We start from the raw sequence: 25,560 nt of genomic DNA, 5'->3' as shown, positions 1-25,560 counted from the left end.
TTTGAGAATGGAACCGGCCAAACACCCATTGCATAAGGTAAAATGGGCAGGTGACCGCAAATGGAACGAAGAAAAAACCATTATTTTTCAGCAACATTATTAATTGTTATGGGCTTTTTAGTGGTCTGTAGCCTTTACACATTAATTCCACTTTATGATCCGATTAGCTTGGAGTGGAATGTTCCCAAACAAAAAGTAATTCTGGCCAGCAGTTTCTTTAGCATCTTCTATGCAATAGGACTCCTGATGTTCGGGCCGTTATCTGATAGATTCGGCAGAAAGAATATTATTGGTTATGGTTTTTCGTTTTCCGCTCTAGCCACTGTACTTATCGCGCAATCCACGAATATTTCTCACTTATACATTGCCCGTTCCATTCAAGGGTTTACCCTCGGTTGCTTTGCTCCTGTCGCTTTCGCCTATTGCTTTGATCACTTCTCCCAGTCATTGCGAACCTTTACCATATCTCTTATAAATGCAGGATTTCTGCTTTCCGGCATTTTCGGACCAATGATAAGTGAATTCATATTGGGTAATTATCAATGGGAAGCCGTATTTGTTTTCTTTTCCCTTTTTTACTTTCTGCTATTTTTATTTGCGCTCTTCATCTTAAGTCCATCCAAAACATCCATTAACATAGGAGAAAAACCTTGGAGACACTTTTCAACCCTTTTGGCGGACAGGGATTTAAGGATTCTATACCTGATTGTTTTTTCCTTGCTGCTTTCTTTCGTGACATTTTATGATAGTCTTTTTCAATTCTTATCCCAAGCGTTTCCTGATCAATCATTTTTATTGGTACGTTCGATTGGGCTTATTGGTACTGTTTCTTGTCTCTTTTCTCAACTATTGATGCGGACCATCGGCTCCAAGCGTTTACTTCTTGTGTGTTCTTTATGCATTTCCTTTTCGTTCTTCTCTATTATAGTGTTTTATGAAAATTTATTTGTGATAGGTGCTTTATCGGTTATTTATGTTGCTGCCATTTCGTTTTTTCTTCCGGCTATCATCACACATATTGGGATATTAGGCAGTAAACACCGAGGAAGCGCCATCTCTTTGTATTCTTTCACTTTATTGATTGGCACTGCGGTTAGCCCTATCATAAGCCATAACTTTTCGTTTCTAACAGTCTTGGCTTTTTTAGGGATATGGTTTTTACTGAATGCTATTTTAATATTGGGAATCAGAAGAGATGCGTAAAAAACCTCCAACTTCCCTTTAAAGAGGAGGTTAGAGGTTTCATCCTTTTATGTGCTCGGAACGGCAGTTGTTTCTTCCATCTGCTTCAACGTTTTCATTCGTTTTTTCAAATAGAGTCCTTGTCCAATTCCAAATAAATTTCCTATCACCCAATATAGCGCCAACGCAGAAGGCAAAGTCAATCCGGCAATTAAAATAAACACCGGGATGATGTTCATGACCATGTTCATCTGCGGCTGTATGTCATCTGTAAGCGTGACTCTTGTTTGGATGAATGTCGTGATAGCTGCCACAACAGGTAGGATATAGAATGGATCCGGCTGACCAAGGCTTACCCAAAAGAAGGAATGCTCGGCTATTTCCGTCGTTCTGCCGATTGCATAATAGAAGGCCATGATCACAGGCATCTGAATCAACATTGGAAAACAACCCGCGGCAGGGTTCACTTTGTGCGTCTGATATAATGCCATCAGTTCTTTTTGCATTTCTTTTTGATCATCTGGTTTTTTCTTGTCTTTATACTTCTTTTGCAATGCTTCCATTTCCGGCTTTAGCTTTTGCATGGCAAGCATGTTTTTTTGTTGTTTTAACGCTAGGGGCAAAATTAGGGTGCGAATGGCAATGGTAACGATGATGATGGATATACCAAAGCTTCCGCCTGTCCAATCTGCCACAGTCGTCAATGCCAGGGACAAAGGATAGACAAAATAGTGATTCCATACTCCCGAACTATCTGCCGTAATAGGCTCACTCATGTTACAACCTGTTAATAATGCCAATAAAAATATTATTACACTAACTGTCCAAAACTTCCTCATTGAAATTCCTCCTACTTTTTACAAGATTAGCGATTCATGTATGCAAAGTAGACGGAGGAATCCTCTTCATCCAAGGTTGTTTCTTTTGTTGGCCGTTTTCTATAGATAAATGTAATAAGCCTTCTTCGTTTACCGATAATCGACTGCAGTTTATTCGTTTCAAGATCCAAAGTTGTGGAATAACTGTTATGTTGATAGACCAGGTATTTGGAATCCACGAAAAAGCAGAACGTCAAAAGGCAAAGGACGGCAGCTGTTACATATGGGGCATATAGTAAAATATCAAGATAAAATTCCATAAGATATGCATTCACCTTTTTAACAAAAGTATAGTAGTTACTACTTGTACGATTGGAGAATAATAATGTTTCATTAAAAGTATATCCCTACAATAAAAAGATACACCTAGTCTGCAATAATTGCTAGGTGTATCTTTTTGTTAATTATTATGCTTCTTGTACCTTTTTACGTTTAATCACAATGTAGAATGCCGGAACAAACAGCAATGTAAAGAAGGTAGAGAAGAAGATACCGGAAATAATAGAGATTGCCAGTGGAGTAAATAATACATCACCACTGAATGCAATTGGCAGCAATGCTGCAATCGACGTAAACGCCGTCAGTACAACCGGTCTCAATCTCGCTTTTCCTGAATCTAAAACTGCTTCAGTTAGTGTGGCACCTTCCTGCAAGCGAGACTCCATGAACTCGATGAATACTGTAGCATTACGTACTACAATTCCCGCAAGCGATACAATCCCCATCATTGCCATAAATCCTAGGCCAGTTTGGGTAATGAATAGTCCGATTACCGCACCCGAAATGGCGAGGTAGACAGAACTCATAATCAATAATGGAAGTCTTAATGAATTAAATTGGACTACCATCAGAATATAGATTAGGAAAATAACAATCAAGAATAGCTTTCCAACTTCTATGAAGAAGTCACTTCTAGCAGATGATTCTCCACCAACAGAAACGGAAATACTATCTGATTCATAGGAAGCAGCAATATCTTTTACTTCCGCTTCTAGCTTCTGTTTATCATCTTCTCCTGGATATACACGTACTGTAATGGTTCGGTCTCCATCCTTATGTGGAATCAGAGGCAACACTTCTGTTTCTTCCACCTCCACCAACTCAGAAAGAGGAACAAGAACCGGTGCACCAAACTCGGTTGTTTCCGTTTTACTTGGCAACTCCAAAGCCTCTAAGTCAATGGTTGCGCCTTCTTCCACAAGATCCTGAACAATGGTTAATGTTTCCCTTTCAAGTCCTGCTTCATAAGAACCAACAGGAATACCCTCTGTAACAAGTCTGATTTGGTTGCTTATTTCTTGGGAGGTGATGCCATGCTCTTCCATCTCTTCCCTATTTGGAACATAGTTGACGGTAGGTTGTGAAGATCCCACATCATCAATGACTGCTCCGCTTCCTTCCAAGCTCTCAATCTCTTCTTTCATTCCATTTACTGAATTCATTAACTCATCAATATCATCCCCGACAACCGTTAAAGCAATCGGCGCTCCAACAGGTGGCCCCGCTTCAATTGTAGAAAGCATCACAATCGCATCAGGGTTGTCATCGCGCAGTTGTGGTTGCCATTTTGCAATGGTGTCTGCAGCAGATTGCTGTTCCCGATCCACTCTAATTACTATTTGACCGGTGTTTTCACCTGAATTGGAAAGGGTACTTCCGAATATTCCAGGTTCACCGCTCCCTGCAAAAATAGTGGTTTCATAAACTGCTTCATCTGTTTTAATGGTGTCTTCCATTTCTTCAAGCCTTGATTCCGTCTCTTCTAGTGGCGTTCCTGCAGGATATGTTACAGATACAGTCACTTCTTCTCTGTCTGCGCTAGGGAAGAAAACGACTGGAATGAATGGGACTAGCGCATAACTCGCTGTACAGAAAACAAGAACGGCAAGACCTGTCAGAAGAGGTCTTTTCACTACTTTAGTCAATATTTTGGAGCTGTACCAATCACTTACTTTTTCTATCTGTGATCCTAAAATTCCATCTTTCACTTTATTTCGCTTCTTCTTCTTTTGACGCCATGCCATAAATATCGGCACTATAGTCAAAGCAACAATGGTGGAACCGATGATGGTAGCAATCAAAACGGTCGGCAATGCGGAAATGAAGGCACCGTTCGGACCACCTAGGAACGTCAATGGCAAGAATGTAAATACAATGGCCAATGTGGACGTAATAATGGAAACGCGAACTTCTTTCGTTCCTTTAATAGCGCCTTGAAGGGGACTGTCTCCTAGTTGATAACGCCTTTGAATATTGTCGTTCACCACAATGGCGTCATCCACCAATATTCCTAGCGCAATGATGATTCCGATGATGGAAATCTGGTTTAAATCCACGTTTGCATATGGCAGCGGAATTAATCCAAGTGCAATAGATATTGGAATGGAGATTGCCACTAGGATGGCAGAAACAGCATTTAATCCAACAAACGTTATTAACACGACGGCTAGGATGGAGATTAAAAAGGAAATCCCCAAATCCTTAAATATTTTCGAGACAATGTCATTTTGTGTATAGTAAAGATCCATTTCCACTTCTTCAGGCAACTCTTGAGATAGTCGTTCCATTTCTGCATCCACTTTTGCATGCAATGTTGGAATATCTACTCCTTTTTCCTGCATAATTGTCAAGGAAATAGCAGGTGTTCCATTGTACGAAATAAAATCTTCCTGCTCTGTAGGAATTTGCGTTAAGCTTGCAACATCCCCAACATATAGGGAGTTCCCTTCCTCATCTTTTTTCAGAAAAACATCTTCTACTTCTTCCATATTTTCAATGTGCTCAAATGTCAGCTGAGAAATTTGATTTCCTTCTTGCTGACTGCCGAGCGGCGTTATTTGAAGTTCGTTTTGGATGGCTGTTATGACATCCGGAAGCAGTACTCTTTCTTCTTCCATGCTTTCGGAATCAAGGTTAAGCGTATAGCTCGACTCTTCCAACCCTTTTACTGTTACCTTTCGAACACCATCAATATCTTCCAATTGAGGAATCCAGCTATCAATAATATCCTTTTGCTCCAATAATACTGCGCGATCTTCATTTAATAAATGGTAGGAAGCAATTACTCCCATTTGGATGTCTGTGTTGATAGTTGGTTCAAATGCGTCTTCCGGGAACTCCCGGCTTACATCAGACACCTTTTGCTGCACAAGGGAGAATACTTTATCCCTGTCTGCATCATCTGTAAGTTCCATGACTATATTGGAAACCCCTAATCCTGAGACAGAAGTGACACTGTCCATCCCGTCGATATCCAATAATTCCTTTTCAAGCGGGGTGGTAATATCACGTTCGACTACGTTCGGCGCAGCCCCCGGATACACGGTCGTGATGGTTCCTACATTAAGAGAGATTTCCGGAATCTCACGTTTTGGTATTTGAAAATAGGTCAATGAACCGATGACCACCAATAATAATAAAAATATTAATGTTACTTTTGGCTTTTTAATAAGCGCATTAAACACCTGGATGTCCTCCCATACTCAATTATTCAAATTTGACTATTTAGCCTGAGTTCATCATACGGTGTCGATATCCCTATTGGCAAGGATGAATATGCTTTGTTTAGAAAGTCTTTGTCCAAAATAAAAACTAGGCACTAATTTGCACCTAGTTTGCTTTTACCTATTGTTTACATCATAATTCCGCCGTCAACATGGAGAACCGTACCATTTACATAATCTGATTCATCGGATGCCAGATACAGATAAGCATTCGCAACATCACTCGGCTTCCCAAGTCGTTGTAACGGTACTAACTGAAGCATCGTTTGGATCATCTTTTCCGGTATAGTCTCTACCATCCCAGTTTCCACAAACCCCGGGGCTACTGCATTCACATTAATATTTTTTCGGCCGAATTCCTTTGCCCATGATTTGGTCATACCCACCACAGCAGCTTTAGATGCAGCATAATTGGTTTGTCCAACATTTCCATAAATACCGCTCACAGAGGACGTGTTGATGATTTTCCCTTTGCCGTTCTCAAGCATATAAGGAACGACTGCCTGTGTACAGTTAAACACTCCATTCACATTGACATCCATCACTTTTTGAAAGTCTTCGCCACTCATTTTCAAGAGCATGTTATCTTTTGTTATCCCTGCATTGTTGATTAAGATGTCGATCTTGCCGAATCTTTCTTTGACCATCGATACCATTTCTACCACCTGTGATTCGTTAGATACATCCACTTGGTAGAATGCCGCTTCCCCTTTTGATTGAAGCTCTGCAACCCTTTTCTCCCCAGTAGTTGCATCATAATCGACAAGGGCTACTTTTGCCCCTTCTTTTAAGAATACTTGTGCAGCTTCCAACCCAATCCCGTTGGCTGCTCCCGTGATGATTGCAACTTTTCCTTCTAATCTCATAGCCATCCCCCTGTTATTTCTGAAAATTAAATCTCTTTTAATTATACTGTTTTTATAAAAGAAATGTAAAAAGAACAGATCTCCCATTGAAATCTGTTCTTTATTTGAAGGTGGTATTGAATTCGTCGAAGGGATAGTAACGGACATGGACTTTTCCGACGATGTCTTCAATTTTTACAAAACCAAAATGTCTGCTATCAAGACTGTTTAATCTGTTATCCCCTATTACAAACACATGTCCTTTTGGTACAACTTCTTCTCCCGTCAATTCTTCAAGGGAAAAATCCCCTGTAAAATTACCGCCAAAGATTTTTAAGCGCTCTGGAGAGATAAAAGGCTCTGTCACAAGCTCTCCGTTTACATAGAGCATATCCTGTTTGTATTCAATTTCATCGCCTGGCAACCCAATGACTCTTTTTACGTAATGGGTATCTGTATCTTCTTGTTGAAAAACAACGACATCAAAGCGTTCCGGTTTGGTAAAGGAGTATACCATTTTATTGACCATGAGGAAGTTTCCTTGCTCCAATGTAGGATTCATGGAATGCCCTTCCACAATATAGTTAGAAAAGAAAAGCGCACGAATCATAAGCACCAAAAGGAATGTGACAACCAACCATTTCATTGCTGATTTACGTTTTGTGATCTTTTCTTTCAAGTCATAACCCCCGAATTTCTATCTAGGTCTTTTGTACTTCTAATATTATCATAATATACTGAATCTTTACAAACAATTGTTTATTTTTCTCCTGACAGCTGCAGTCGAAGTTCTACCTTTTTGCCGATAAACCATAATATCAACATAATGGTGATTGCAATGGCTGTTTTAATCGGCGCACGAATAAAGGAAATGATATCATACCCAATATAGCTGATGGTGAAAATCATGACCATTTTCCCAGCTACCAGCGCTAGAAAAAACTGATAGAATTTTATTTTTGAAAGTCCTGCTACCACATTAATTAAAAACGACGGTGTAAATGGAAAACATAATAAGAAAAATATAGGGCCGAAGCCATGTCTCTCAATCCAAGACATCATTTTCCTGATTTTTTCTTTTCTAAGCAAAGCTTGTATTCTACGGCTTCTTTGCAGTTTATGTACAAAATAGTAAACAATTACAGCTCCTACCACAGACCCTGACCATGAAATTAAAAACCCCAACCAAAGACCAAAAGCAGCAGCATTTGCCATGACGATTACAATTAAAGGGAGAAAAGGAAGAAAGGCTTCCAGCACCACCAACAAGAAACCAGGTAGTGGCCCAAACGATTGATACTCTTCCAAAACCTCCAGTAGATTCTCCATTGTCAGCAATTCTTTTATATATTCTATAAATTCCATTCCACTATCTCCACTTCTATGCGAGTCATCTTTCTCTATTGTACTAATTATTCCTTTATTGTCCCATTAAATAACCTCATTTTAAAAGAAACTGTTTTTTCCTATGTTAAACAGCCAAACTTTTCATTATGTAATTTCTCGAATACAAATATACTTTTATAAAAAGGCACACTGTATTCTTCTCCGTCCTCCAACGACCAACAGATGGAAAGTACAGAATGTGCGAAGCCCCAGGCAAGGACCCTTCTTTCATTCAGGTTTAATTTCTTTTTGAGAATGGCAATTCGCTTTGATAAGATTTCTTCCAAATTATCTTCTGGAAGATTGTTTAAAAGGAATTGAATCGTATCATATTCCCTTTCCCCTACCAATCCTTTAGGGTCGATGGCCATCCAGGATGTTTCCGCTCTTAAAATATTGTAATGGTGCAGGTCTCCATGCAATATATACCTATCCTCCTGTTCGTCCAGCAAGCTTCGGAATGTTTGCATGGCACTTTGAAGAAGATCTTGTGTAATAGGAGCTTTACCTGTCGGGTTTGCTTTGAAAAAATTTATGAGGCTTTGCTCTCTTTCTTCAACCTGAGGGAGATTGGAAGCTGTTGTTTCAGCTACCCACAATGATTCCATAATATCCGCAGCAATCTCTGTTGCTTTTGTATCATCCCCCAGTGTTGCCAGCGTATCACCTGGAATTAGGTGATCCAAAATCAATATTCCTTTTTCGACTTCAGTGTCTATGATCTCGACCATTCCCTCTCCAGCAAAGTATCTTAACGCTTCCACTTCAGAATAGAACTCCTTCGTCGGGACAGAGAGTTTCAGGACAACCTTGCCACCATCCTTTTTCTCGGCAGGAGCCACAAAATTATACGAAAGGTCAAAGGGAGGGAGGACCTTCAGACTCCACTTTTCCTCGCAATAATGTATCAGCGAGTCCAAATTCCCCAGCCAAGCCTCTCCCTCTTCTTTATGTATGTTCCTAATTGTTTGGATATAATTGGACGGGAGAATTACCATTACTTTATTCTCCCCTTTGCGAGAATGCCCAACGGTGACCATCTGGATCATTCAATTCAAACTGGACGTCCCCCCATGGACGAGTTATAGGTTCAGTTAGCGTTCTATTGCCGTTCTGATGGTCTATTGGGGTAAGGCCATTTTCTGTGACAAGTTGGAATAACTTATTAACATTCTCAACTGCTACATGCACCTCTGTTATACCGGGATTCGTTTCATCTGCTGGATGAAGCATTACCAGTCCGCTTCCTAAGTGGAACCAGTGCATTCCGTCATAACCGTGTGAGTATTGAAAACCTGCTTTTCTGTACCACTCCTTGGAACTTTCCGTATTTTTGCAAAATAAAACAATGTGATCAAGACCTTTTATCATGTGAGTATATCCCCCTTATATTAATTTTGGAAAGCTTTCTAGCAAGTTCGTGCCAAAAGAACTCGAGTTGATGCCAAAACCTAATTTTCTGCTAATATGTCCTGTCGGGCCTTATTTCAAATAGAGCCTTTCAGTAAAACGAAGCTCTCCCAAAAGGAAGAGCCCCGCCTGCATCTACTTATTTACTTCGCACCTTCTAAGTACTCCACAAACCAGTTCTTGATATGCTCCAGTCTGTGAATGCGAAGAGCTGGATCCCCGCTTCTGGAAAGCTCATGGTTTGCACCCGGGAAACGGACTAACTTAGTCGTCTTCCCCTGTTGTTTTAAGGCAATGAAAAGCTGCTCTGCTTGCTCTACTGGACAACGGTAATCTCTTTCACCGTGCAGGATTAGCAGTGGCGTATTGACATTGCTCACGTATTTGATTGGAGAATGGTCCCAAAGCTTATCGACTTTTTCTCCCATATCCCCTTTCACTTCCCATTCAGAGAAGTAGTAACCAATGTCACTGACACCATAAAAGCTCAGCCAGTTTGAAATGGAGCGTTGTGTGACAGCTGCTTTGAAACGGTCAGTGTGACTGACCACCCAGTTTGTCATGAAACCTCCATAACTTCCCCCTGTAATTCCTAGATTCTTTTCATCGATAAAGTCAAATGTTTCAAGGGCATAATCCATTGCAGCCATGACATCAAGATAATCCTTGCCACCGTAATCACCGCGCACCGCATCAACAAATTCTTGACCATAACCGTGACTTCCTCGCGGATTAGTAAATAGCACAACGAAACCTTGTGCCGTCAATGTTTGGAACTCATGGAAATACGTATTGGCATACATGGCATGAGGGCCGCCATGTACCTCCAAGATTGTCGGATATTTCTTTCCTTCTTCAAATCCTGCAGGTTTCATGATCCAGCCATGCAAATCCCAACCATCCGGTGCTTTATAGCGGATAGGTTCTGCTACACTCAACTCTACTTCATTTTTCCAAGCTTCATTGACTTTAGTCAATTGTGTTCGTGTTTGGGAACGGAAATCAAGGTGGTAAAGTTCCCCTGGATCTTTAGAGTTGCTTACTCCTACAATCGCCTCATGGGTATCTGTAAGCATGCTTACTGCATATACATGCTCATCCGGGAGGTGAATTGGATACATGGAACCGTCCAAAGAACCAAAGTAGATTCCAGTAGCACCTTGGTCACTCATTAAGAAATAGAAACCTTCACTCTCTTCTGTCCACATAAGTCCAGGATTCACATTACCGGAATGGAGATCGCCAATTGCAACGTCCCCAACCTCCACATCAAGGTTCTCTGTTAGGCAATGAGTTTCACCTGTTGCAATCTGTGTCACCCATACACGAGTCAATGTCGCACTTTGAAACTCTTTTTCATGTCCTAGAAAACCTAGGTACTGCCCATCTGGTGAGAAGGAAATTGTAGAGAAGAAACCATTGCTGTGAGTAATTTTCTTTTTTTCTTTTGACTGAACATCCATTACATAAACATCTGAAACCAAAGAAACATCTGGATTCTCTTCAAGATTTGCTACAAAAGCAATTTTTGTTCCATCAGGCGACCATGTAGCAGTTCCATAATCCCTGTCTCCTTCTGTGAGAAGACTTACTTCCTTTGTTTTCAAATCCAATAGTGCAAGATGATCGTTTTTGTTGTCTAAAAACCCCTTAGCATCGGACTTGTAACGCATTTTTTCTACTACAAGAGGCTCAGGCTTTTTCTTTTCCTCACTTTTAGAGCTGGTAGTATGCAAATCATCCGCACTCTCTACAGAAGTACTAAACAATATTTTCGTTCCGCATGGTGACCAGACTGGCCCTCTTGCACCATTTTTACAGAAGGTAACCTGCTCTGCTTCTCCGCCGTTAACTGGCATAACATATAGTTGGCTTTTCTCGTCTCGGTTGGAGACAAAAGCAAGCTTGCTTCCATTCGGAGACCATCTTGGGCTTGTTGCTTTCCCTTTTCCAGATGTGAATGGTACCGCGTTCCCCTCTAAATCTCCTACGTAAATGGTAGAGCGATATTCATTTTCTTCCTCATGTACTGTAGTCTGCACAAACGCATATTTACGGGAATGTTTATCCCATTGCGGATCGGTGATAGATGTTAGACGAAACAGATCTGTTGAATCTATTTTTCTCTTTGTCATATTAATCTCTCCCTTATGTAAAATTCTCTATTCTACTTATTTCGACAAATGAAATAATTCCCCTTTAAGAAACTTAAAAAAACTTTATTTTTCAGTTTTAAAAAGTTACTTGCATATTTTTAAGACTTTGGTATAAAATAAATACGAACAAACGTTCTAATCGTTTAGGAGGAAGATGAAATGACAAGATTATCAAAAGAGCAAATAAACCTGTTTGAACAGGCGATATATCTTCCTTTATTACTTATTGTTCTTGAAAGAGATACAAGCATTATAAAAGACAGCGGAATAAAATTAAAAGAACCCTATCTTACTCTTATTGATCAGGTCATGCGTAAAATTCAGCTTCAACTGAAGCAAATAAAAGCTGACATGAAGCAGCAACAAATGAAGCTCCACAAATTAAAGCAAGATGAATCCTTCACCATGTATGCTTTTTTGTTTAATGGATATGAAGAACACCATAACTATTTCAACCCGCGAATCAGGAATAAGGTAAATGAACTATTGATGCAATATATTTTGAAAGCGGAAGATAAGCCGTCTAATGGTAAATAGGAATAGCTGGTTCTTTTAGAGGATTGCGCAAAGAGACATGCAAGTCATTTTGTTCATCAACAGAGGCATAAAATACATCTTCCACACTAGCTATTTTCTGTTTTAACAGTTCCTCTCGAAGCCAGGCTTCGTTTAATCCCTTGTATCCCAACGTTTCTTTATAGATTCGTCCATCCATTATGACTGGAAATTCCACAGAGTTTACGTATCCTGCGGAACGAACATCTTCTACCTTTGCGACCTCTTTTTCGGACTTCATCTTAACGGATATATTCCCATTCGCTTCAATGAGGGCAAAGTGAACATCTTCCAATTTAAATACATCTTTTTCCCTTAGCATCTGCAGGATATTGTCAATGGAATAACTGATTTTACTCATGTTCTTAATATGAAATTGTCCTTCATATATGACCAATGTTGGTTCAAAAGTTAAAAGTCTGCCAAACTGATGATTTTTAATCTTTCCCCATGCTATTACCTTTTGTAAAAAAGCTATCGCGATAATTGCACATGCAGTAGGAAAATGATGAATGCTTGGGTCAGCAATATCTGCACCAACTACTGCACCAAGTGTGATAATAACAATGAAATCAAAGACAGGAAGTTCTCCAATAGACCTTTTACCCATAAATAAAGTTACAACCAACATAAGCGGAAGAATCGTTATTATTCTTCCAAGTACCTTTAAAAAATCTAAAAATAACTCCACTTTAATCTCCCTTTAAGCTGTATTTAATGAAAAATTGGTATACTTTTTGTGTAACCGGGAATTTTCAATGTAACATGCAGGTTTCGGTCTTCACTGAGAGCACCATAAAATACGTCTTGTATATTAGCAATATCTTTTTTCAGTAGTTCTTTCCGTAACCAAGCTTCATCTAGACCCAAAAAGTCCAATGCTTTTTGCTGAACTCTTCCATCCATGATAACGGTGTACTCAATGGATGGTTTGGGCAGAGCAACCTGCACATCTTCCATTTTCACTGGTTCTTTTTCGGGTTTTAATTTCACGGATAGCTCCCCGTTCGCTTCGATCAAAGCAAAATGAACATCCTTAATTTGAAAAACATTTTTTTCTCTTAACATTTGAAGTATATTGTCAATGGAGTAACTGACCCTTCGCATATTTTTGATGTGGAACTGTCCTTCATATATGACAAGAGTAGGTTCAAAAGAAAGAAGCCTTCCCACTTTATGATTCTTTATTTTCCACCAAGCAATAAACTTCTGCAAAAGAGCAATTGCGATGATAGCTCCCACAGTAGGTAGGTGATGTACATTGGGATCAGCTATATCTGCTCCGACTACCGATCCAAGGGTTAATATAACAAGAAAATCAAAAACAGGTAGTTCACCAATAGAACGCTTACCCATATATAATGTTACAATTAGCATCAATGGCAATATGGTAATAATGCGAAAAATAACCTTTAATAAATCCATTAAAAGTTCCATAAAATGAATCGTCCCTCCATCCTTATCCTTATCCTTATTCAAAATGAAAAGGTTATGCATTATTCTCCAAAAAAAAGAAGCCTTTCTTTTTGAAAGGCCTTAAGTCCATCTTATTCATACCTTTAATAATTCAAACTCAGCTCTGCAAGTCTTTGCTGTTTCTCAACCTGTACATAATCCCCGGTGTAGCAACAAGGCTACGGGGGGAATTCCCCCTCTTTCTGTTGACTCTTTGCTGAAGTTTTGCACGGAACAGAGACGTACGATGGACTTGTGCTTCATAAGAAGTTTTGGATATAGGAAATTCCACAGTGGTGTTGTTTGGGAACATGACTTTTGTGTTAGCAGCAGGGGTCTTTTTATATTCATACGCATAATGTAGTGAAATCCAGATGCAGCTATCATTTGTAGGTGATGCCGTGGGGAAAAAGAAAATGTCATTCATCGGATCAATGACGATTGGGGGTTTGTGAGTATAGCCGGAGATGCCCTTGGTACCTTGTTTTCTTCCTTCAAAACTAGATCCGTAAAAGTTGCAGCTGTCTTCAATGATTTTTATTGGCGGCAATGAAACATAGATTTCTCCTTCTTCTTCCAGTACTTTTGAATAAAGATTTCCCTCCATTTCAACAGGAATGATTGCCATAGTAAAGCCATTAATCTCATAATCACTCGACAATTCGACATTATTCTTCATTATGTTCACCCTTTCCACATGTGTTCTCTGTCATCTCGTGACAATCGAACCACTATTTTGACTATTTATGTATATTTTCCCAGAAAACCCAAGCGGTGTAAAGGCATTTAAAATATTTTAAATATTTTAAATATTTGTTGATTTTTATAGCGTTCCTCAATATACTATTAAAAAGGCTCGAGGTGAGGAACTCATGAAGAATGAGAAGTCTTATACGGAATTGATGAAAGCGAAAAAGATGAACAAGAAAGTGTCCGTTGAAGCCTATATGATGAATGTGTATGTCCAGATGATCATTGATGAGTCTTTATTCCACTACCACAAAAACCTTCTGCAAGAGAAAATTGACAGTGCCTTGGATGCCAATGACCCTTCCCTGTTCCACTTACTTTCCGCTAGATATAAAAAGTTTCTAAATGATTGGGGCGTTTCTGCCTAGACGGGTAAAACGCCAAAAATTAAGAGAAGAGCACAATCGGCTCTTCTCTATTTCTCGTCCGCAGATTATTTTTTCCCTTGATAAAACTGGGCTTCTTCTGTTGAGCCGCTTAGTGCAGTTGTGGAGGATGTTCCACCTGACACGAGCTTCGCCACTTCATCAAAATATCCTGTTCCCACTTCGCGCTGATGACGTGTTGCAGTGTAGCCGTACTGCTCACTTTCAAACTCTGCTTGTTGCAACTCGGAATACGCTCCCATCCCACGATCGCGATATCCTCTCGCTAGCTCGAACATGCCATGATTCAGTGCGTGGAATCCAGCCAGTGTAACGAACTGGAATTTATAACCATACTGAGCGATCTGTTGTTGGAATGTTTCAATGGTGGCATCATCCAATTTCGCTTTCCAGTTGAAAGACGGTGAACAATTATATGCCAACAGCTTCCCAGGAAACTTTTCATGAATGGCTTCTGCAAACGCTCTTGCCTGTTCAAGATTTGGCTCAGATGTTTCACACCAAATCAAATCTGCGTATGGTGCATAAGCTAGTCCGCGAGCTATTGCTTGGTCAATGCCTGCATTTGTGCGGTAGAAGCCTTCAGCCGTTCTCTCACCAGTCAAGAAAGCATGATCGTTTTCATCGATGTCACTTGTAATAAGATCTGCCGCATCCGCATCAGTTCTTGCAATCAAGACCGTCGGAACCCCCATAACGTCAGCTGCAAGGCGTGCTGAGATAAGATTTTTCACAGCCGTTTGAGTAGGCAACAAGACTTTTCCGCCAAGATGCCCGCACTTTTTCTCTGAAGATAATTGATCCTCAAAATGAACGCCAGATGCACCGGATTCAATCATCCCTTTCATTAGTTCAAATACATTCAACTGACCGCCAAATCCAGCCTCAGCATCTGCTACGATTGGTGCAAAATAGTCTACCTCTTCGTTTCCTTCTAAGTATTGAATCTGATCTGCACGCTGCAGGGCTTGATTGATCCGTTTCACTACATGCGGCACACTATTTGCCGGATATAGACTTTGATCAGGATACATATGTCCGGAAAGGTTGGCATCTGCCGCTACTTGCCAGCCGCTTAAATAGATCGCTTTTAATCCTGCTTTCACCTGCTGGATTGCCTGATTTCCAGTTAAAGCTCCAAGTGCATGCACATAGTCTTGTGTGTGAAGAAGATCCCAAAGCTTTTGTGCCCCTCTTTTGGCCAATGTGTGTTCAATATCAATGGAACCCCTAAGACTTAGCACTTCTGATGCAGTATATGGTCTTTCAATTCCATTCCATCGTTGTTCTAATTCCCAGCTTTCTTCTAACTGTGCAATTCTTTCTTCTCTTTTCATCCTTAATTCCTCCCTTAATATAGGTATCTATTAATCTTCCAATAAATCGTAAGCTGGAAGCGTTAAAAACTCGGTAAAATTATCATCTTTGATTAGGTTCTCAAATAAAGTTGCAGCCTGATCAAGCTTCCCTTTAGAAAAGCGGTCTGCACCTACTTTAGCCTTAATGGCCTGCTTTTCCTCTTGAACCAGTTGTTTGACAATCTCTAGTGTGATTTGGCTTCCATCCTCTAATTCTGCTTTTGGGTGTCTTACCCATTGCCAGACCTGAGACCTCGAGATCTCTGCTGTAGCAGCATCCTCCATCAGATGGAAGATTGGCACTGCACCGTTTCCATCTAACCATGCGGCAATATACTCCATGCCCACATGAATGTTTTTCCGCAAACCGTCTGTTGTTATCGTACCTTCTGGAATTTGGACAAGCGCATTCGGGTCCGCCACGACATCTTCCCTTTTTATGTGCAACTGATTCTGACCTTCCATATGTTCATTGAACACTTCCAATGCCACCGGAACCAATGCAGGATGTGCGACCCACGTTCCATCATGGCCATCCTTTACTTCACGAAGCTTATCTTCCCTTACTTTTGCAAAAGCCTGTGTGTTCGCTTCATCGTCATTTTTCACCGGAATCTGTGCCGCCATTCCCCCGATTGCAAAGGCTCCGCGCTTATGGCATGTCTGGATGACCAATTGGGTGTAAGCTCTCATGAACGGCACTGCCATAGTCACCTGACTTCTATCCGGCAAAAGGAAGGAAGGGTCATTTCTGAACTTTTTAATGAAGCTGAAAATGTAATCCCACCGTCCACAATTCAGGCCAGCTGCATGCTCTTTCAGCTCATATAATATTTCATCCATTTCAAATGCTGCCGTGATGGTTTCGATCAATACTGTCGCTTTGATCGTTCCTTGTTCGATTCCAAGCTCTTTCTGTGCGAACACGAACACATCATTCCAAAGTCTTGCTTCCTGATGACTTTCAAGCTTCGGAAGATAGAAATATGGAGCGCTTCCATTTTCCAACAAGACTTTTACATTATGAAAGAAGTACAATCCAAAGTCGAAAAGGCTACCTGAAACAGGTTGGTTATTGAGTTGAACATGTTTTTCATCCAAGTGCCAGCCTCTTGGTCTAACAAGAAGAGTGGCAATTTCCTTGTTCAGTTTGTACTCTTTGCCATTTGCGGCAGTGAAATCAATTTTGCGCTTATTCGCATCACGTAGATTAATTTGTCCCTCGATCATGTTGCTCCAAGTTGGAGAAGAGGCATCCTCAAAATCTGCCATGAACACTTTTGCACCGGAGTTTAACGCGTGAATGATCATTTTCCGATCAACCGGACCTGTTATTTCGACTCTTCGGTCCTTTAGGTCTGGAGGAATTTCATTCACTTTCCAATCACTTGTGCGGATGGCTTTGGTGCTTTCCAGGAAGTCTAACTTTTCTCCCCGATCCATTCTTGTTTGCCTCTCTTTTCTTGCTGCTAATAGTTCTTTTCTGCGCTCATTGAAAGTTTGATGGAGCTTCTCGATGAAAGACAATGCTTCCTGTGTTAATACAGTTTCATAGCCATTTTTCAATGGACCTGTTACAGTGATTCCTGTTGTACCAATATTCACGATATACTTGCTCCTTTCTTGTTATGAAACAGTTAGTATATTTGTATTGTATTATATAACAGTATGTTCATGATAAAAAGACTTTTTTGAAAATTTATTCGCAAATATTTTTCGACACGGACAAAATCGCAAATATATTTCCATAAAAACCTCTCTTATTTAGTTGATTGGTTGATCGCCGCTGTTACTTTCCGCAAATGGCTTCGCTTTCCGCGGGACGGTGCTTGAGCCTCCTCACAACGCTTCACGGGTCTCAACCTACCGTTACTCCCCCGCTGGAGTCTTCGCCTTTCGCTCCAAGTTACAGCTTGGAATTATTAGAAAAGAATGTTACTGGTGTAACAGTTAACTCATTTAGATCACATTTCATTAACCTTTTAGTTGGTGAAAATAACCTTGTTGATTGGAGTGGAAGGCGCGTAGACGCCCGCGGGAGGAAGGGACACAGGCTGAAAGCCGAGGAGGCTCACGGACCGCCCGCAGGCAAGCGAAGCGCTTGGAACGGAAATCAACTGGATTTATATTCTCATAAACAAAAAAGCAAGCAACGCACACTTGCACGTTGCTTACTCTTCTTTTACATACCGCTCCAAATAGGCGATTCTGTCCACCATTGGAGGGTGGGTATATCTAAAAAATTTCACTAAGGCGGGAGGGTTCACTTCACTTAAACTAGATTTTGTAATTTCCTGAAAAGCTTCTATAGCTGGTTCTGTATCACCCGTCAGTTCTATGGCATACACGTCAGCCCTGTGCTCCTGATACCTTGATACTGCATTTGTTACCGGACTTGCAAGAAATAGCAACAAAGAAACCAGCAACAACATTACAGGTAAGGAGGCAAGTTGGTTCAAGCTATTTATTTTCCACCTCTGACCGAACCTGTTTAGCAACTTGCCTGCCGCCCAATAAATCAGATAAAAGGCAAAGAAAGAAAACACAATGTATCCAGTAATGCCGATCACAATATGGTTCATATCATAATGACCCATTTCATGAGCCATGATGAACAGAATTTCCTCTTCCTGAAGTTGAGTCAAGAGCGTATCCCACAGAACGATACGGGAGTTCCCGCCGACTCCGGTAACATACGCATTGATACTATTCGTTTTTTGGGCCATATTCACTTCATAGACCCTGTCAGCAGGAATATCCGCTTCAGCAGCAAGGTTCAGGATTTTCTCTTCTAATACTTTGTCTTGAAGCTCGGTAAAATCATTATATAAAGGATCTATGACTACAGGTTGGATATACATCATAAGAAAGACAAATGGAATAAAACAAGCCCAGGCAATCGCCCACCACCACTTCGAGAATTTACGGATAAGCATATAGAGAAGAAGGACGACCACCCACATAATGAGAATGCCTTCCCAAAACCCGATAACCTGGTCACGCATCCAGCCTGAATATGGTTGAACGGTAATTCCATAATCCCTTGAAAGAGAAAACCGAAGATAGCTCAGAGGAAAATGAATAACCGTGCTGAACAGAGTTAGCCAAAATAAATAAATACCCGCTTGCAGTGTCTTATATTTTGTTACCTTTTCTGCCCATCCTTGAATAGCCCTTGCCCCGCCTAAAACTAAAAGGAGAAAATAAAAGATCCATTCCACTGGAAGCGTTACAAAGTAAATGGTATTACGAATCTTGGAGTACTCTTCTGATAGCAATAGTTCCTTATTGCTCAGAAAAGTGGCTGGGTCCGCTTTTGTCCCGACTAATTCAGCTGGAAGGGATGTATCTGCTCCTACCCATATGTAAAATGTCACTGCTAAAGCATATAGAATGTAACCGATCACCGTTAGACCCACTGTTTTTTTCACGTTACCACACCCCCTCGTCCTAAATAGCCCTGTTATATTCTATGCATCCATATAAAAAATAAGCAGGCTGTTAGGTATTAATAGCCTACTTATCTTCATTATTAGATAACTAACCAGGAATACACACTTAGAGCTGCAATGGAACTGATTACAACAAGAATGACGTTCGCCCCGAAATAAGCGATGATAAATGCCACACCTGCTCCAATCACGCCATACATAATATCTTCATTGATCAGGAAGATGCCAGGAACAATAAGCGCACCGAGTGTTGCATAAGGAACATTTTTTAATACAGCCTGTATAATTGGCGGCAATTCCTTTCCTTGAAACATCACAAACGGTATCAGCCGTGGAAGATAGGTGACAACAGCCATACCAATAATCATGATGAGGATTGTGCTATTCATCTACTTTTTCCTCCTTCGGCCATTTCGCAAATAAAACTTCTATCCCTACAGCACTCGTAATGGTTGCCAGTACGATGGACCAGCCAGCTGGAATACCAATTACTAAAGAGAAGACAGAATTGAGAATGGCAGCAGCACCTGCAAGCAGCACTACTTTACGATGTTTTTTCAAAGAAGGCATTAACAAGCCCACAAACATGGCATAAAGGGCAACCGCCATGCTTTCCTGAAGAGAGGCGGGGAGGCTGCTGCCGATCACATGCCCGATCCCGGAGCTGATGACCCAACTGGAATAGGCGATTACGATAACACCAAACATATATCCCGTTTTTATTGTGCCCTCTTTAGTAGCCGTGACAGAAAAGGTTTCATCTGTAATACCGAATGAGAAAAGTGATTTCTTCCAGAGGCTATTCTCTTCCACTTTTTCATTCAAGGAAGCGCTCATCAGGAAATGACGAATATTTAAAATAAAGGTGGTCATTACGATTTCAAATACCCCTGACCCAAGCACAATCATGTTTAATGACATATATTGAGCCGCTCCTGCAAAAACGAGCAAGCTCATCAACACTGTTTCCGACACCGTCAAGCCTGCTGATTTTGCTAAAAGTCCGAATGTGATAGCGATTGGTATGTAGCCGATTGCAATGCTGACTCCAGCTTGCAATCCATTTCGAAAAGAAGAAGGTCTTCTAGCTGCGATGGTGGTTGCCATGTATGCATTTCTCCTATACTAGTAATTTGAATTATTAATAAATATACTAGTAGATTACTCGGTATGTAAAGGGTATTTCGAAATTCGAGATACTTTATATTTCACAAGTATGACATGGGTCCGAGAAATCTGCTTTCTGGTTCATTTTCATCCTTTGATAGCCTTGCTATGACACGCGGATTTCTCCCTCTCTCCACTTTTTGCGTTTCATACACCAACCATAGAGTTCCTCCCACAAAAAACTCTCCCTTCATAAAGAAGAGAGAGTTCCGCAACCAAAAATTTATTTCCCTTTAAATGCTGGCGCTCGCTTTTCAGCAAATGCAACCAGTGCCTCTACGCGGTCTTCTGTCGGGATGATCACTTCATATGCTTTACGCTCAATCTGCAAGCCAGTCTGTATATCCACTCCCATGCCCTGGCGAATCGCGAATTTCGCTTGCTGAACAGCAACCGGTCCATTTTTCAGCAGCTCATGAGCAAGCTCCATCGCACCGTCAAGCACTTGTGAAGCATCATCAACTAATCTAGTTATCAGGCCGAATCCACTCGCCTCTTCCCCAGTAAAACGTCTAGCAGTTAAAATCAGTTCCAACGCCTTCGCTTCCCCGATAATGCGTGGCAGGCGTTGAGTACCCCCAGCACCCGGGATAATGGCCAAGCTTGTTTCCGTCAGTCCCATTTTTACATCCCGGCTTGTCACACGGAAATCACATGCAAGGAGAAGTTCCATTCCTCCTCCGAATGCATATCCATTTATAGCTGCGATGGTGGGCTGCGGCAAGTCGGCGATGCGGTTGAACACATCCCCGATCTTGTAAACATTACGTCTTACCTGTTGTTCAGTCAGACCTCTTCTTTCCTTAAGGTCCGCACCGACACTAAATGCTTTCTCCCCTGCCGCTGTAATCACTACCACACGGACATCGGCATTAGTGCGCAGCTCCTCCGCTGCATTTCCCAATTCTACTAACATATCATAATGAAACGCATTCATCGCATCAGGGCGATTGAGCGTTACCGTAGCTACATGGTGTTTAACCTCTACTGCAATATAATTCAAATCTGTCCGACTCCCTCCAAGATTGTTAGCGGTTACAAATTTCGCTATTTTATACATTCTCTAAAGAGAGCAAAAATCCTTTATACACCCAGTTTTTCTTTTAATGCTCTTCTTAAAATTTTCCCTGTTGTATTCTTAGGAAGCTCTTCTAAGAACTCGATAGATGATGGAACCTTATATTTCGCTAAGCGTTCCGCGCAATAACCAAGTAAATCCGTTTCATTTACTGAAGCGTTCGTTACCACAAAGCACTTGATTGATTCACCGAACTGAGGGTCAGGCACCCCGACAACTGCCACTTCCACAACATTTTCATGACTATACAAGACTTCTTCCACTTCACGCGGATATACATTGTAGCCTCCTACGATGATCATGTCTTTTTTGCGGTCGACGATATAAAAGTAACCTTCTTCGTCCATTTTCGCTAGATCCCCGGTATACAGCCATCCGTCACGGATTGCAGCGGAGGATTCTTCTGGCATTTTATAATAGCCTGTCATAACATTGGGTCCGCGAACCACAAGCTCCCCAACTTCTCCTGGTGCCACTTCTTCCCCGAGTTCATTGACCACTTTATTTTCAACATTCACAATGGTCGTTCCAATAGACCCAGCTTTTCGAGGTTTGTCCAATGGATTGAAGCATGTTACTGGTGATGCTTCAGATAAACCGTATCCTTCTGAGATGATAACATTATATTTTTTCTCAAAATTCTTCAATAGCGCTACAGGCATTGAAGCGCCACCCGAAATGCAAAGTCTCAACGATTTCAAATCGTCTACTTCTCCAGGTGACTGCAGTAAGAAATTGTACATTGTCGGAACTCCTGCAAAAACAGTTGCTTCATATTCTTTTACCAGATCAAAAATCACCTGTGGACTGAATCTTGGTACAATGATGACCGTCGCGCCATTCATCAAAGGTGCATTCAGTGATACGGTCAAACAAAATACATGGAACATGGGCAGAGTAGCGACAACCTTGTCCGTTTCGTTCATCTTCAAAAAGTCTGCGGAATCCTTGGCATTGCGATACAAGTTCTTATGTGTCAACATTGCCCCTTTTGGCTTGCCCGTCGTTCCAGAAGTATAAAGAATTACCGCTACATCGTCATCCTTCAATTCCGGCCCTTCATATGTAAAACTTCCAGAAGCCATTATGGATGTAAACGATTTCAATTTTGGGTAAACCGTTAGCTGTTCAAGCGGAAAATCTTTCGCTTTTTCTTTTCCATCAGGTGTCTCGCAAATAATGTAATGCTCCGTCATTGGCAAATAACTATGAAGCTTTTCAAAAAGTGGAACAAGAATGTCTAAGGTGATAATGGCTTTTACATCGCCATCTCTAAGAATGTATGATAGTTCATCTGGAGTGTAGATTGGATTGATTGGAATAACAGTAGCACCAAGACGAGCGGCACCGTAAAGACCAATTACAAAGTAAGGCGAGTTTCCCACAACCAGTCCAATATGATCTCCTTGTTTAATTCCCATACCCTCAAGCCCTGTTGCAAAAGCATTGATGGCAGCGTTCAACTCTGCATATGTCTTTGAATCCCCTTCAAAAATATATGCTTCTTTCATTGGGTTTGTTCTTGCGGTTAGTTCTAATTGCGATGAAATATTCAAGTGTTTCATCTCCCCTTCGAGTAAATTGAATGAATGACCATTCATAAATCTCCCATTATCCATTATAGTAGATTGCTAGATATCTGTCATTAAATTATGTCGATAAAATTAAAATTTTCAGATAAAATATTTTGATATAAAAAAAGAGCGAGGAATCCCCGCTCCATGCTCATAAAATTAATATATCAGATCAATTAATTCATCTCTAGTAATATTTCCAAAATAATGTTTTACATCAATTTCTTCTAGTGCTTGTGCAATTTCCGCCTTTTCGTATTTTACACCTGCTAAAAGATTTTCCACTTCTGTTACATCCCCAACCCCAAAGAAATCTCCATAAATTTTGCAGTTTTCAATTTTTCCTTTTGTCACGTCTAAACGCACATCGATCTGACCAACCGGAAAGCGATGGGAGTGCTGGAGATTAAACTTTGGTGATTTCCCATAATTCCAATCCCAGTTTTGGTAACGTTCTTTGGAAAGCTCGTGAATGTTTTTCCAATCTTCTTCTGTTAGTTCATACTTAGGAACATCCTTGGATTTGAAGATTGCTTCCAATAAGAGTTGACGGAACTGTTCAATCGTTATATCCTCTGTTAGGAATTCTTTTATATTAGCCACCCGGCTGCGAATGGATTTAATCCCTTTAGATTCAATTTTATCTTTTTTCACATTCAGCGCGGAAACAACATGCTCAATTTCAGAATTAAACAGGAGCGTACCATGGCTGAACATCCGGCCTCTTGTGGAGAACTGAGCGTTTCCTGAAATCTTGCGTCCTTCAGCTAGAATATCATTTCGTCCGCTCATCTCTGCCTCTACTCCAAGGCTTTTCAACGCTTCTACCACAGGCGCAGTGAACTTTTTAAAGTTATGAAAACTCTCGCCGTCATCTTTTGTGATAAAACTGAAATTCAAGTTGCCATGGTCATGATAAACTGCTCCACCACCAGATAATCTACGTACCACATGAATGCCATTATCCTCCACATACTTTGTATTAATTTCCTCTACACTGTTCTGGTTTTTTCCGATAATGATTGAAGGCTCATTGATGTAGAATAGCAGGTATGTATCCTCAATATCGAGGTTTTTCAAAGCATACTCTTCAATAGCCAAGTTGATTCTTGGATCGGTAATTCCTTTATTATCAATAAATAGCATCATTTCTTTCCACTCTCCCAACTAAATCCTTTATATGCTAAATCAATTTTTCCTTTATAAATACTTGCAGCCTCTTCCACCAACTGCTCCACTGTACCGAAATGCGGAAGATGCGTAAGCAACAATTGAGGTACTTCTGCTCCTTTAGCAACCATTGCTGCATCATGGCTGTTCATATGCCCCGCTGCCTTACCATCTTGATGGGCATACAGATTACACTCACATATCAATAAATCTGCCCCTTTTGTAAAAGGGATGAATGATTCCTGATAGCTTGTATCTGCCGTGTACACAAAGGAACCTTCCGCTGTAGAAACCTTCATGGCATAACAAGGTACAGGATGTGTTGTTTTCAAAAATTCTATTTTAAATGGCCCAACCTCGAGCGGCTTAGAGGGATCGTATGCAATCCCTTTTGTATACTCTTTATGATCCAGTGTGGAAAACCCTTGCATGTCCTCCTGATGCCCATAGATAGGAAGCTGCGTTACAGATTTGCCCATATAAAAAGAAATAAGCCTTGCAAATTGCAAGGGACCGATGTCCGCTACATGATCATGATGGTAATGTGACAAAATGACGGCATCAAGCTCTGTTACCTCTATGTAATTCTGAAGCTGTGCTAATACACCACTTCCGCAATCAATCAATAATTTAAAATTTTCATACTCGACCAAATACCCAGATGTTGCGCTGTTAACTGCTGGATATCCTCCCCAAAACCCTACCACAGTAAGCTTCATGGCAATACATCACCCTTCTTTAAGATTCCAAAATCTAGTCTACCATATCCCTGCCCATTTTCCTATTTCGGAGAGTTGTTTTAAAACAGATGTTGACAGGGAAAGTTCTGTTATAATACAATAACAACAAATAAGAAAACGGAGGGTGATAACATGTTGATTAATAGTACAGAATTTTTTAAAACCTTACCACCTAAAAAATGCGTTGAGTGCAAAAAGACAATGGATGAGCAGCATGAGTGCTACGGCAACCACTGTGATGAGTGTATGTCGAGTCAGTTAAAATAATATAGAATACAAGCCAGGGAACTTGCTAGATTGATAGCGGTGTCCTGGTTTTTTTGTTTTACACCGCTGTTGATTTCCGCAAATGGCTTCGCTTTCCGCGGGGCGACCTTGAGCCTCCTCACTTCGTTGCGGGGTCTCAACAATGTCGCTACTCCCCCGCAGGAGTCTTCGCCTTTTGCTCCAATCAACAGCTGGAAATCTCATATTCTATTAAGACAACAAAAAGAGCACTCATCCCCATAAGTGCT

Annotated in this window: 25 protein-coding genes; 4 read left to right on the top strand and 21 right to left on the bottom strand. The window is 40.8% G+C overall.

Features of this window, described 5'->3' with window-relative positions; all coding sequences use genetic code 11:
• Positions 1 to 60: 60 nt before the first annotated feature.
• Entirely contained in the window at positions 61 to 1,203 is a 1,143-nt protein-coding gene (locus tag LG307_RS06585; protein ID WP_404449180.1) for an MFS transporter, read from the top strand.
• A 47-nt stretch (positions 1,204 to 1,250) separates the two neighbouring features.
• On the opposite strand, the gene yidC is transcribed toward LG307_RS06585, so the two are convergent.
• From yidC to LG307_RS06540, 9 genes are all read right to left on the bottom strand, one after another.
• A complete protein-coding gene (gene yidC, locus LG307_RS06580) occupies positions 1,251 to 2,021 on the bottom strand; it encodes a membrane protein insertase YidC (RefSeq protein WP_404449178.1) in 771 nt (256 codons plus the stop codon).
• 26 nt (positions 2,022 to 2,047) lie between these two features.
• Positions 2,048 to 2,320: a hypothetical protein gene (locus tag LG307_RS06575; protein WP_404449176.1), complete on the bottom strand. Its 273-nt coding sequence runs from the start codon at positions 2,318 to 2,320 to the stop codon at positions 2,048 to 2,050.
• A 147-nt stretch (positions 2,321 to 2,467) separates the two neighbouring features.
• Positions 2,468 to 5,524: an efflux RND transporter permease subunit gene (locus tag LG307_RS06570; protein ID WP_404449174.1), complete on the bottom strand. Its 3,057-nt coding sequence runs from the start codon at positions 5,522 to 5,524 to the stop codon at positions 2,468 to 2,470.
• Positions 5,525 to 5,691: 167 nt separating this feature from the next.
• Complete coding sequence (gene fabG / locus LG307_RS06565; RefSeq protein ID WP_404449172.1) at positions 5,692 to 6,429, bottom strand: 3-oxoacyl-ACP reductase FabG; 738 nt, start codon at positions 6,427 to 6,429, stop codon at positions 5,692 to 5,694.
• Between the two features lie 100 nt (positions 6,430 to 6,529).
• Positions 6,530 to 7,054, bottom strand: coding sequence for a signal peptidase I (gene lepB / locus LG307_RS06560; RefSeq protein WP_404450395.1), 525 nt, complete (start codon positions 7,052 to 7,054; stop codon positions 6,530 to 6,532).
• 113 nt (positions 7,055 to 7,167) lie between these two features.
• A complete protein-coding gene (locus tag LG307_RS06555) occupies positions 7,168 to 7,773 on the bottom strand; it encodes a TVP38/TMEM64 family protein (RefSeq protein ID WP_404449170.1) in 606 nt (201 codons plus the stop codon).
• 101 nt (positions 7,774 to 7,874) lie between these two features.
• The gene (locus LG307_RS06550; RefSeq protein ID WP_404449168.1) at positions 7,875 to 8,792 is read right to left on the bottom strand and encodes an aminoglycoside phosphotransferase family protein; all 918 of its coding nucleotides are present in this window, start codon (positions 8,790 to 8,792) and stop codon (positions 7,875 to 7,877) included.
• 4 nt (positions 8,793 to 8,796) lie between these two features.
• Positions 8,797 to 9,165, bottom strand: coding sequence for a VOC family protein (locus tag LG307_RS06545; RefSeq protein WP_404449166.1), 369 nt, complete (start codon positions 9,163 to 9,165; stop codon positions 8,797 to 8,799).
• A 182-nt stretch (positions 9,166 to 9,347) separates the two neighbouring features.
• Positions 9,348 to 11,339, bottom strand: coding sequence for a S9 family peptidase (locus LG307_RS06540; RefSeq protein WP_404449164.1), 1,992 nt, complete (start codon positions 11,337 to 11,339; stop codon positions 9,348 to 9,350).
• Positions 11,340 to 11,519: 180 nt separating this feature from the next.
• Between LG307_RS06540 and LG307_RS06535 the strand changes: the two genes are divergently transcribed.
• Positions 11,520 to 11,897 carry a hypothetical protein gene (locus LG307_RS06535; protein WP_404449162.1) on the top strand — a complete coding sequence of 126 codons (378 nt, stop codon included), beginning with the start codon at positions 11,520 to 11,522 and terminating at the stop codon, positions 11,895 to 11,897.
• Here LG307_RS06535 and LG307_RS06530 read toward each other — a convergent pair.
• The 3 genes from LG307_RS06530 to LG307_RS06520 all read right to left on the bottom strand — a co-directional run bounded on the left by LG307_RS06530 (position 11,884) and on the right by LG307_RS06520 (position 14,049).
• Positions 11,884 to 12,606 carry a DUF421 domain-containing protein gene (locus LG307_RS06530; RefSeq protein ID WP_404449160.1) on the bottom strand — a complete coding sequence of 241 codons (723 nt, stop codon included), beginning with the start codon at positions 12,604 to 12,606 and terminating at the stop codon, positions 11,884 to 11,886. The genes LG307_RS06535 and LG307_RS06530 overlap by 14 nt on opposite strands.
• A 23-nt stretch (positions 12,607 to 12,629) precedes the next feature.
• Complete coding sequence (locus LG307_RS06525; protein WP_404449158.1) at positions 12,630 to 13,412, bottom strand: DUF421 domain-containing protein; 783 nt, start codon at positions 13,410 to 13,412, stop codon at positions 12,630 to 12,632.
• 76 nt (positions 13,413 to 13,488) lie between these two features.
• Positions 13,489 to 14,049 (bottom strand): competence protein ComK, encoded by a 561-nt coding sequence (locus LG307_RS06520; protein WP_404449156.1) that lies wholly within the window; start codon positions 14,047 to 14,049, stop codon positions 13,489 to 13,491.
• 193 nt (positions 14,050 to 14,242) lie between these two features.
• Here LG307_RS06520 and LG307_RS06515 point away from each other — a divergent pair, with 193 nt between their 5' ends.
• Positions 14,243 to 14,488 (top strand): IDEAL domain-containing protein, encoded by a 246-nt coding sequence (locus tag LG307_RS06515; protein ID WP_088017583.1) that lies wholly within the window; start codon positions 14,243 to 14,245, stop codon positions 14,486 to 14,488.
• A gap of 65 nt (positions 14,489 to 14,553) precedes the next feature.
• On the opposite strand, the gene aceA is transcribed toward LG307_RS06515, so the two are convergent.
• The 9 genes from aceA to LG307_RS06470 form a co-directional block, all read right to left on the bottom strand.
• Complete coding sequence (gene aceA / locus LG307_RS06510; RefSeq protein WP_404449154.1) at positions 14,554 to 15,843, bottom strand: isocitrate lyase; 1,290 nt, start codon at positions 15,841 to 15,843, stop codon at positions 14,554 to 14,556.
• 30 nt (positions 15,844 to 15,873) lie between these two features.
• Positions 15,874 to 17,469 carry a malate synthase A gene (gene aceB, locus LG307_RS06505; protein WP_404449152.1) on the bottom strand — a complete coding sequence of 532 codons (1,596 nt, stop codon included), beginning with the start codon at positions 17,467 to 17,469 and terminating at the stop codon, positions 15,874 to 15,876.
• 566 nt (positions 17,470 to 18,035) lie between these two features.
• Positions 18,036 to 19,295, bottom strand: coding sequence for a M48 family metallopeptidase (locus LG307_RS06500; RefSeq protein ID WP_404449150.1), 1,260 nt, complete (start codon positions 19,293 to 19,295; stop codon positions 18,036 to 18,038).
• Between the two features lie 101 nt (positions 19,296 to 19,396).
• A complete protein-coding gene (locus LG307_RS06495; protein WP_404449148.1) occupies positions 19,397 to 19,705 on the bottom strand; it encodes an AzlD domain-containing protein in 309 nt (102 codons plus the stop codon).
• On the bottom strand, positions 19,698 to 20,423 hold the full coding sequence (locus LG307_RS06490; RefSeq protein ID WP_404449145.1) for an AzlC family ABC transporter permease: 726 nt from the start codon (positions 20,421 to 20,423) through the stop codon (positions 19,698 to 19,700). Before LG307_RS06490 ends, LG307_RS06495 begins: the two co-directional genes overlap by 8 nt.
• A gap of 283 nt (positions 20,424 to 20,706) precedes the next feature.
• Entirely contained in the window at positions 20,707 to 21,486 is a 780-nt protein-coding gene (locus LG307_RS06485; RefSeq protein WP_404449143.1) for an enoyl-CoA hydratase-related protein, read from the bottom strand.
• Between the two features lie 80 nt (positions 21,487 to 21,566).
• The gene (locus LG307_RS06480) at positions 21,567 to 23,117 is read right to left on the bottom strand and encodes a fatty acid--CoA ligase family protein (RefSeq protein WP_404449141.1); all 1,551 of its coding nucleotides are present in this window, start codon (positions 23,115 to 23,117) and stop codon (positions 21,567 to 21,569) included.
• Positions 23,118 to 23,294: 177 nt separating this feature from the next.
• On the bottom strand, positions 23,295 to 24,281 hold the full coding sequence (locus LG307_RS06475; RefSeq protein ID WP_404450394.1) for a lipoate--protein ligase: 987 nt from the start codon (positions 24,279 to 24,281) through the stop codon (positions 23,295 to 23,297).
• Positions 24,281 to 25,024, bottom strand: a complete 744-nt coding sequence (locus LG307_RS06470) for an MBL fold metallo-hydrolase (RefSeq protein ID WP_404449139.1) — start codon at positions 25,022 to 25,024, stop codon at positions 24,281 to 24,283. The genes LG307_RS06475 and LG307_RS06470 overlap by 1 nt, the downstream gene beginning before the upstream one ends.
• Positions 25,025 to 25,177: 153 nt before the next feature.
• On the opposite strand from LG307_RS06470, the gene yhfH reads away from it, so the two are divergent.
• Entirely contained in the window at positions 25,178 to 25,312 is a 135-nt protein-coding gene (yhfH, locus tag LG307_RS06465; RefSeq protein WP_404449137.1) for a protein YhfH, read from the top strand.
• Positions 25,313 to 25,560: the final 248 nt, after the last annotated feature.

This window comes from Sutcliffiella horikoshii (assembly GCF_044809035.1).
Lineage (GTDB): Bacteria > Bacillota > Bacilli > Bacillales > Bacillaceae_I > Sutcliffiella_A > Sutcliffiella_A horikoshii_G.
Note: the sequence above shows the minus strand (reverse complement) of the source record. Positions and strands in the feature narration are given on the sequence as shown.

Excerpts from the sequence above, each read along its gene's own strand:
- yhfH (WP_404449137.1), top strand. The coding sequence starts at position 25,178 with ATGTTGATTAATAGTACAGAATTTTTTAAAACCTTACCACCTAAAAAA.
- lepB (WP_404450395.1), bottom strand. The coding sequence starts at position 7,054 with ATGAAATGGTTGGTTGTCACATTCCTTTTGGTGCTTATGATTCGTGCG.
- LG307_RS06545 (WP_404449166.1), bottom strand. The coding sequence starts at position 9,165 with ATGATAAAAGGTCTTGATCACATTGTTTTATTTTGCAAAAATACGGAA.
- LG307_RS06490 (WP_404449145.1), bottom strand. The coding sequence starts at position 20,423 with ATGGCAACCACCATCGCAGCTAGAAGACCTTCTTCTTTTCGAAATGGA.
- LG307_RS06525 (WP_404449158.1), bottom strand. The coding sequence starts at position 13,412 with ATGCATAACCTTTTCATTTTGAATAAGGATAAGGATAAGGATGGAGGG.
- LG307_RS06470 (WP_404449139.1), bottom strand. The coding sequence starts at position 25,024 with ATGAAGCTTACTGTGGTAGGGTTTTGGGGAGGATATCCAGCAGTTAAC.
- LG307_RS06520 (WP_404449156.1), bottom strand. The coding sequence starts at position 14,049 with ATGAAGAATAATGTCGAATTGTCGAGTGATTATGAGATTAATGGCTTT.
- yidC (WP_404449178.1), bottom strand. The coding sequence starts at position 2,021 with ATGAGGAAGTTTTGGACAGTTAGTGTAATAATATTTTTATTGGCATTA.
- fabG (WP_404449172.1), bottom strand. The coding sequence starts at position 6,429 with ATGAGATTAGAAGGAAAAGTTGCAATCATCACGGGAGCAGCCAACGGG.
- LG307_RS06495 (WP_404449148.1), bottom strand. The coding sequence starts at position 19,705 with ATGAATAGCACAATCCTCATCATGATTATTGGTATGGCTGTTGTCACC.
- LG307_RS06585 (WP_404449180.1), top strand. The coding sequence starts at position 61 with ATGGAACGAAGAAAAAACCATTATTTTTCAGCAACATTATTAATTGTT.
- LG307_RS06575 (WP_404449176.1), bottom strand. The coding sequence starts at position 2,320 with ATGGAATTTTATCTTGATATTTTACTATATGCCCCATATGTAACAGCT.
- LG307_RS06475 (WP_404450394.1), bottom strand. The coding sequence starts at position 24,281 with ATGCTATTTATTGATAATAAAGGAATTACCGATCCAAGAATCAACTTG.
- LG307_RS06550 (WP_404449168.1), bottom strand. The coding sequence starts at position 8,792 with ATGGTAATTCTCCCGTCCAATTATATCCAAACAATTAGGAACATACAT.
- LG307_RS06535 (WP_404449162.1), top strand. The coding sequence starts at position 11,520 with ATGACAAGATTATCAAAAGAGCAAATAAACCTGTTTGAACAGGCGATA.
- LG307_RS06555 (WP_404449170.1), bottom strand. The coding sequence starts at position 7,773 with ATGGAATTTATAGAATATATAAAAGAATTGCTGACAATGGAGAATCTA.
- LG307_RS06540 (WP_404449164.1), bottom strand. The coding sequence starts at position 11,339 with ATGACAAAGAGAAAAATAGATTCAACAGATCTGTTTCGTCTAACATCT.
- aceA (WP_404449154.1), bottom strand. The coding sequence starts at position 15,843 with ATGAAAAGAGAAGAAAGAATTGCACAGTTAGAAGAAAGCTGGGAATTA.
- LG307_RS06515 (WP_088017583.1), top strand. The coding sequence starts at position 14,243 with ATGAAGAATGAGAAGTCTTATACGGAATTGATGAAAGCGAAAAAGATG.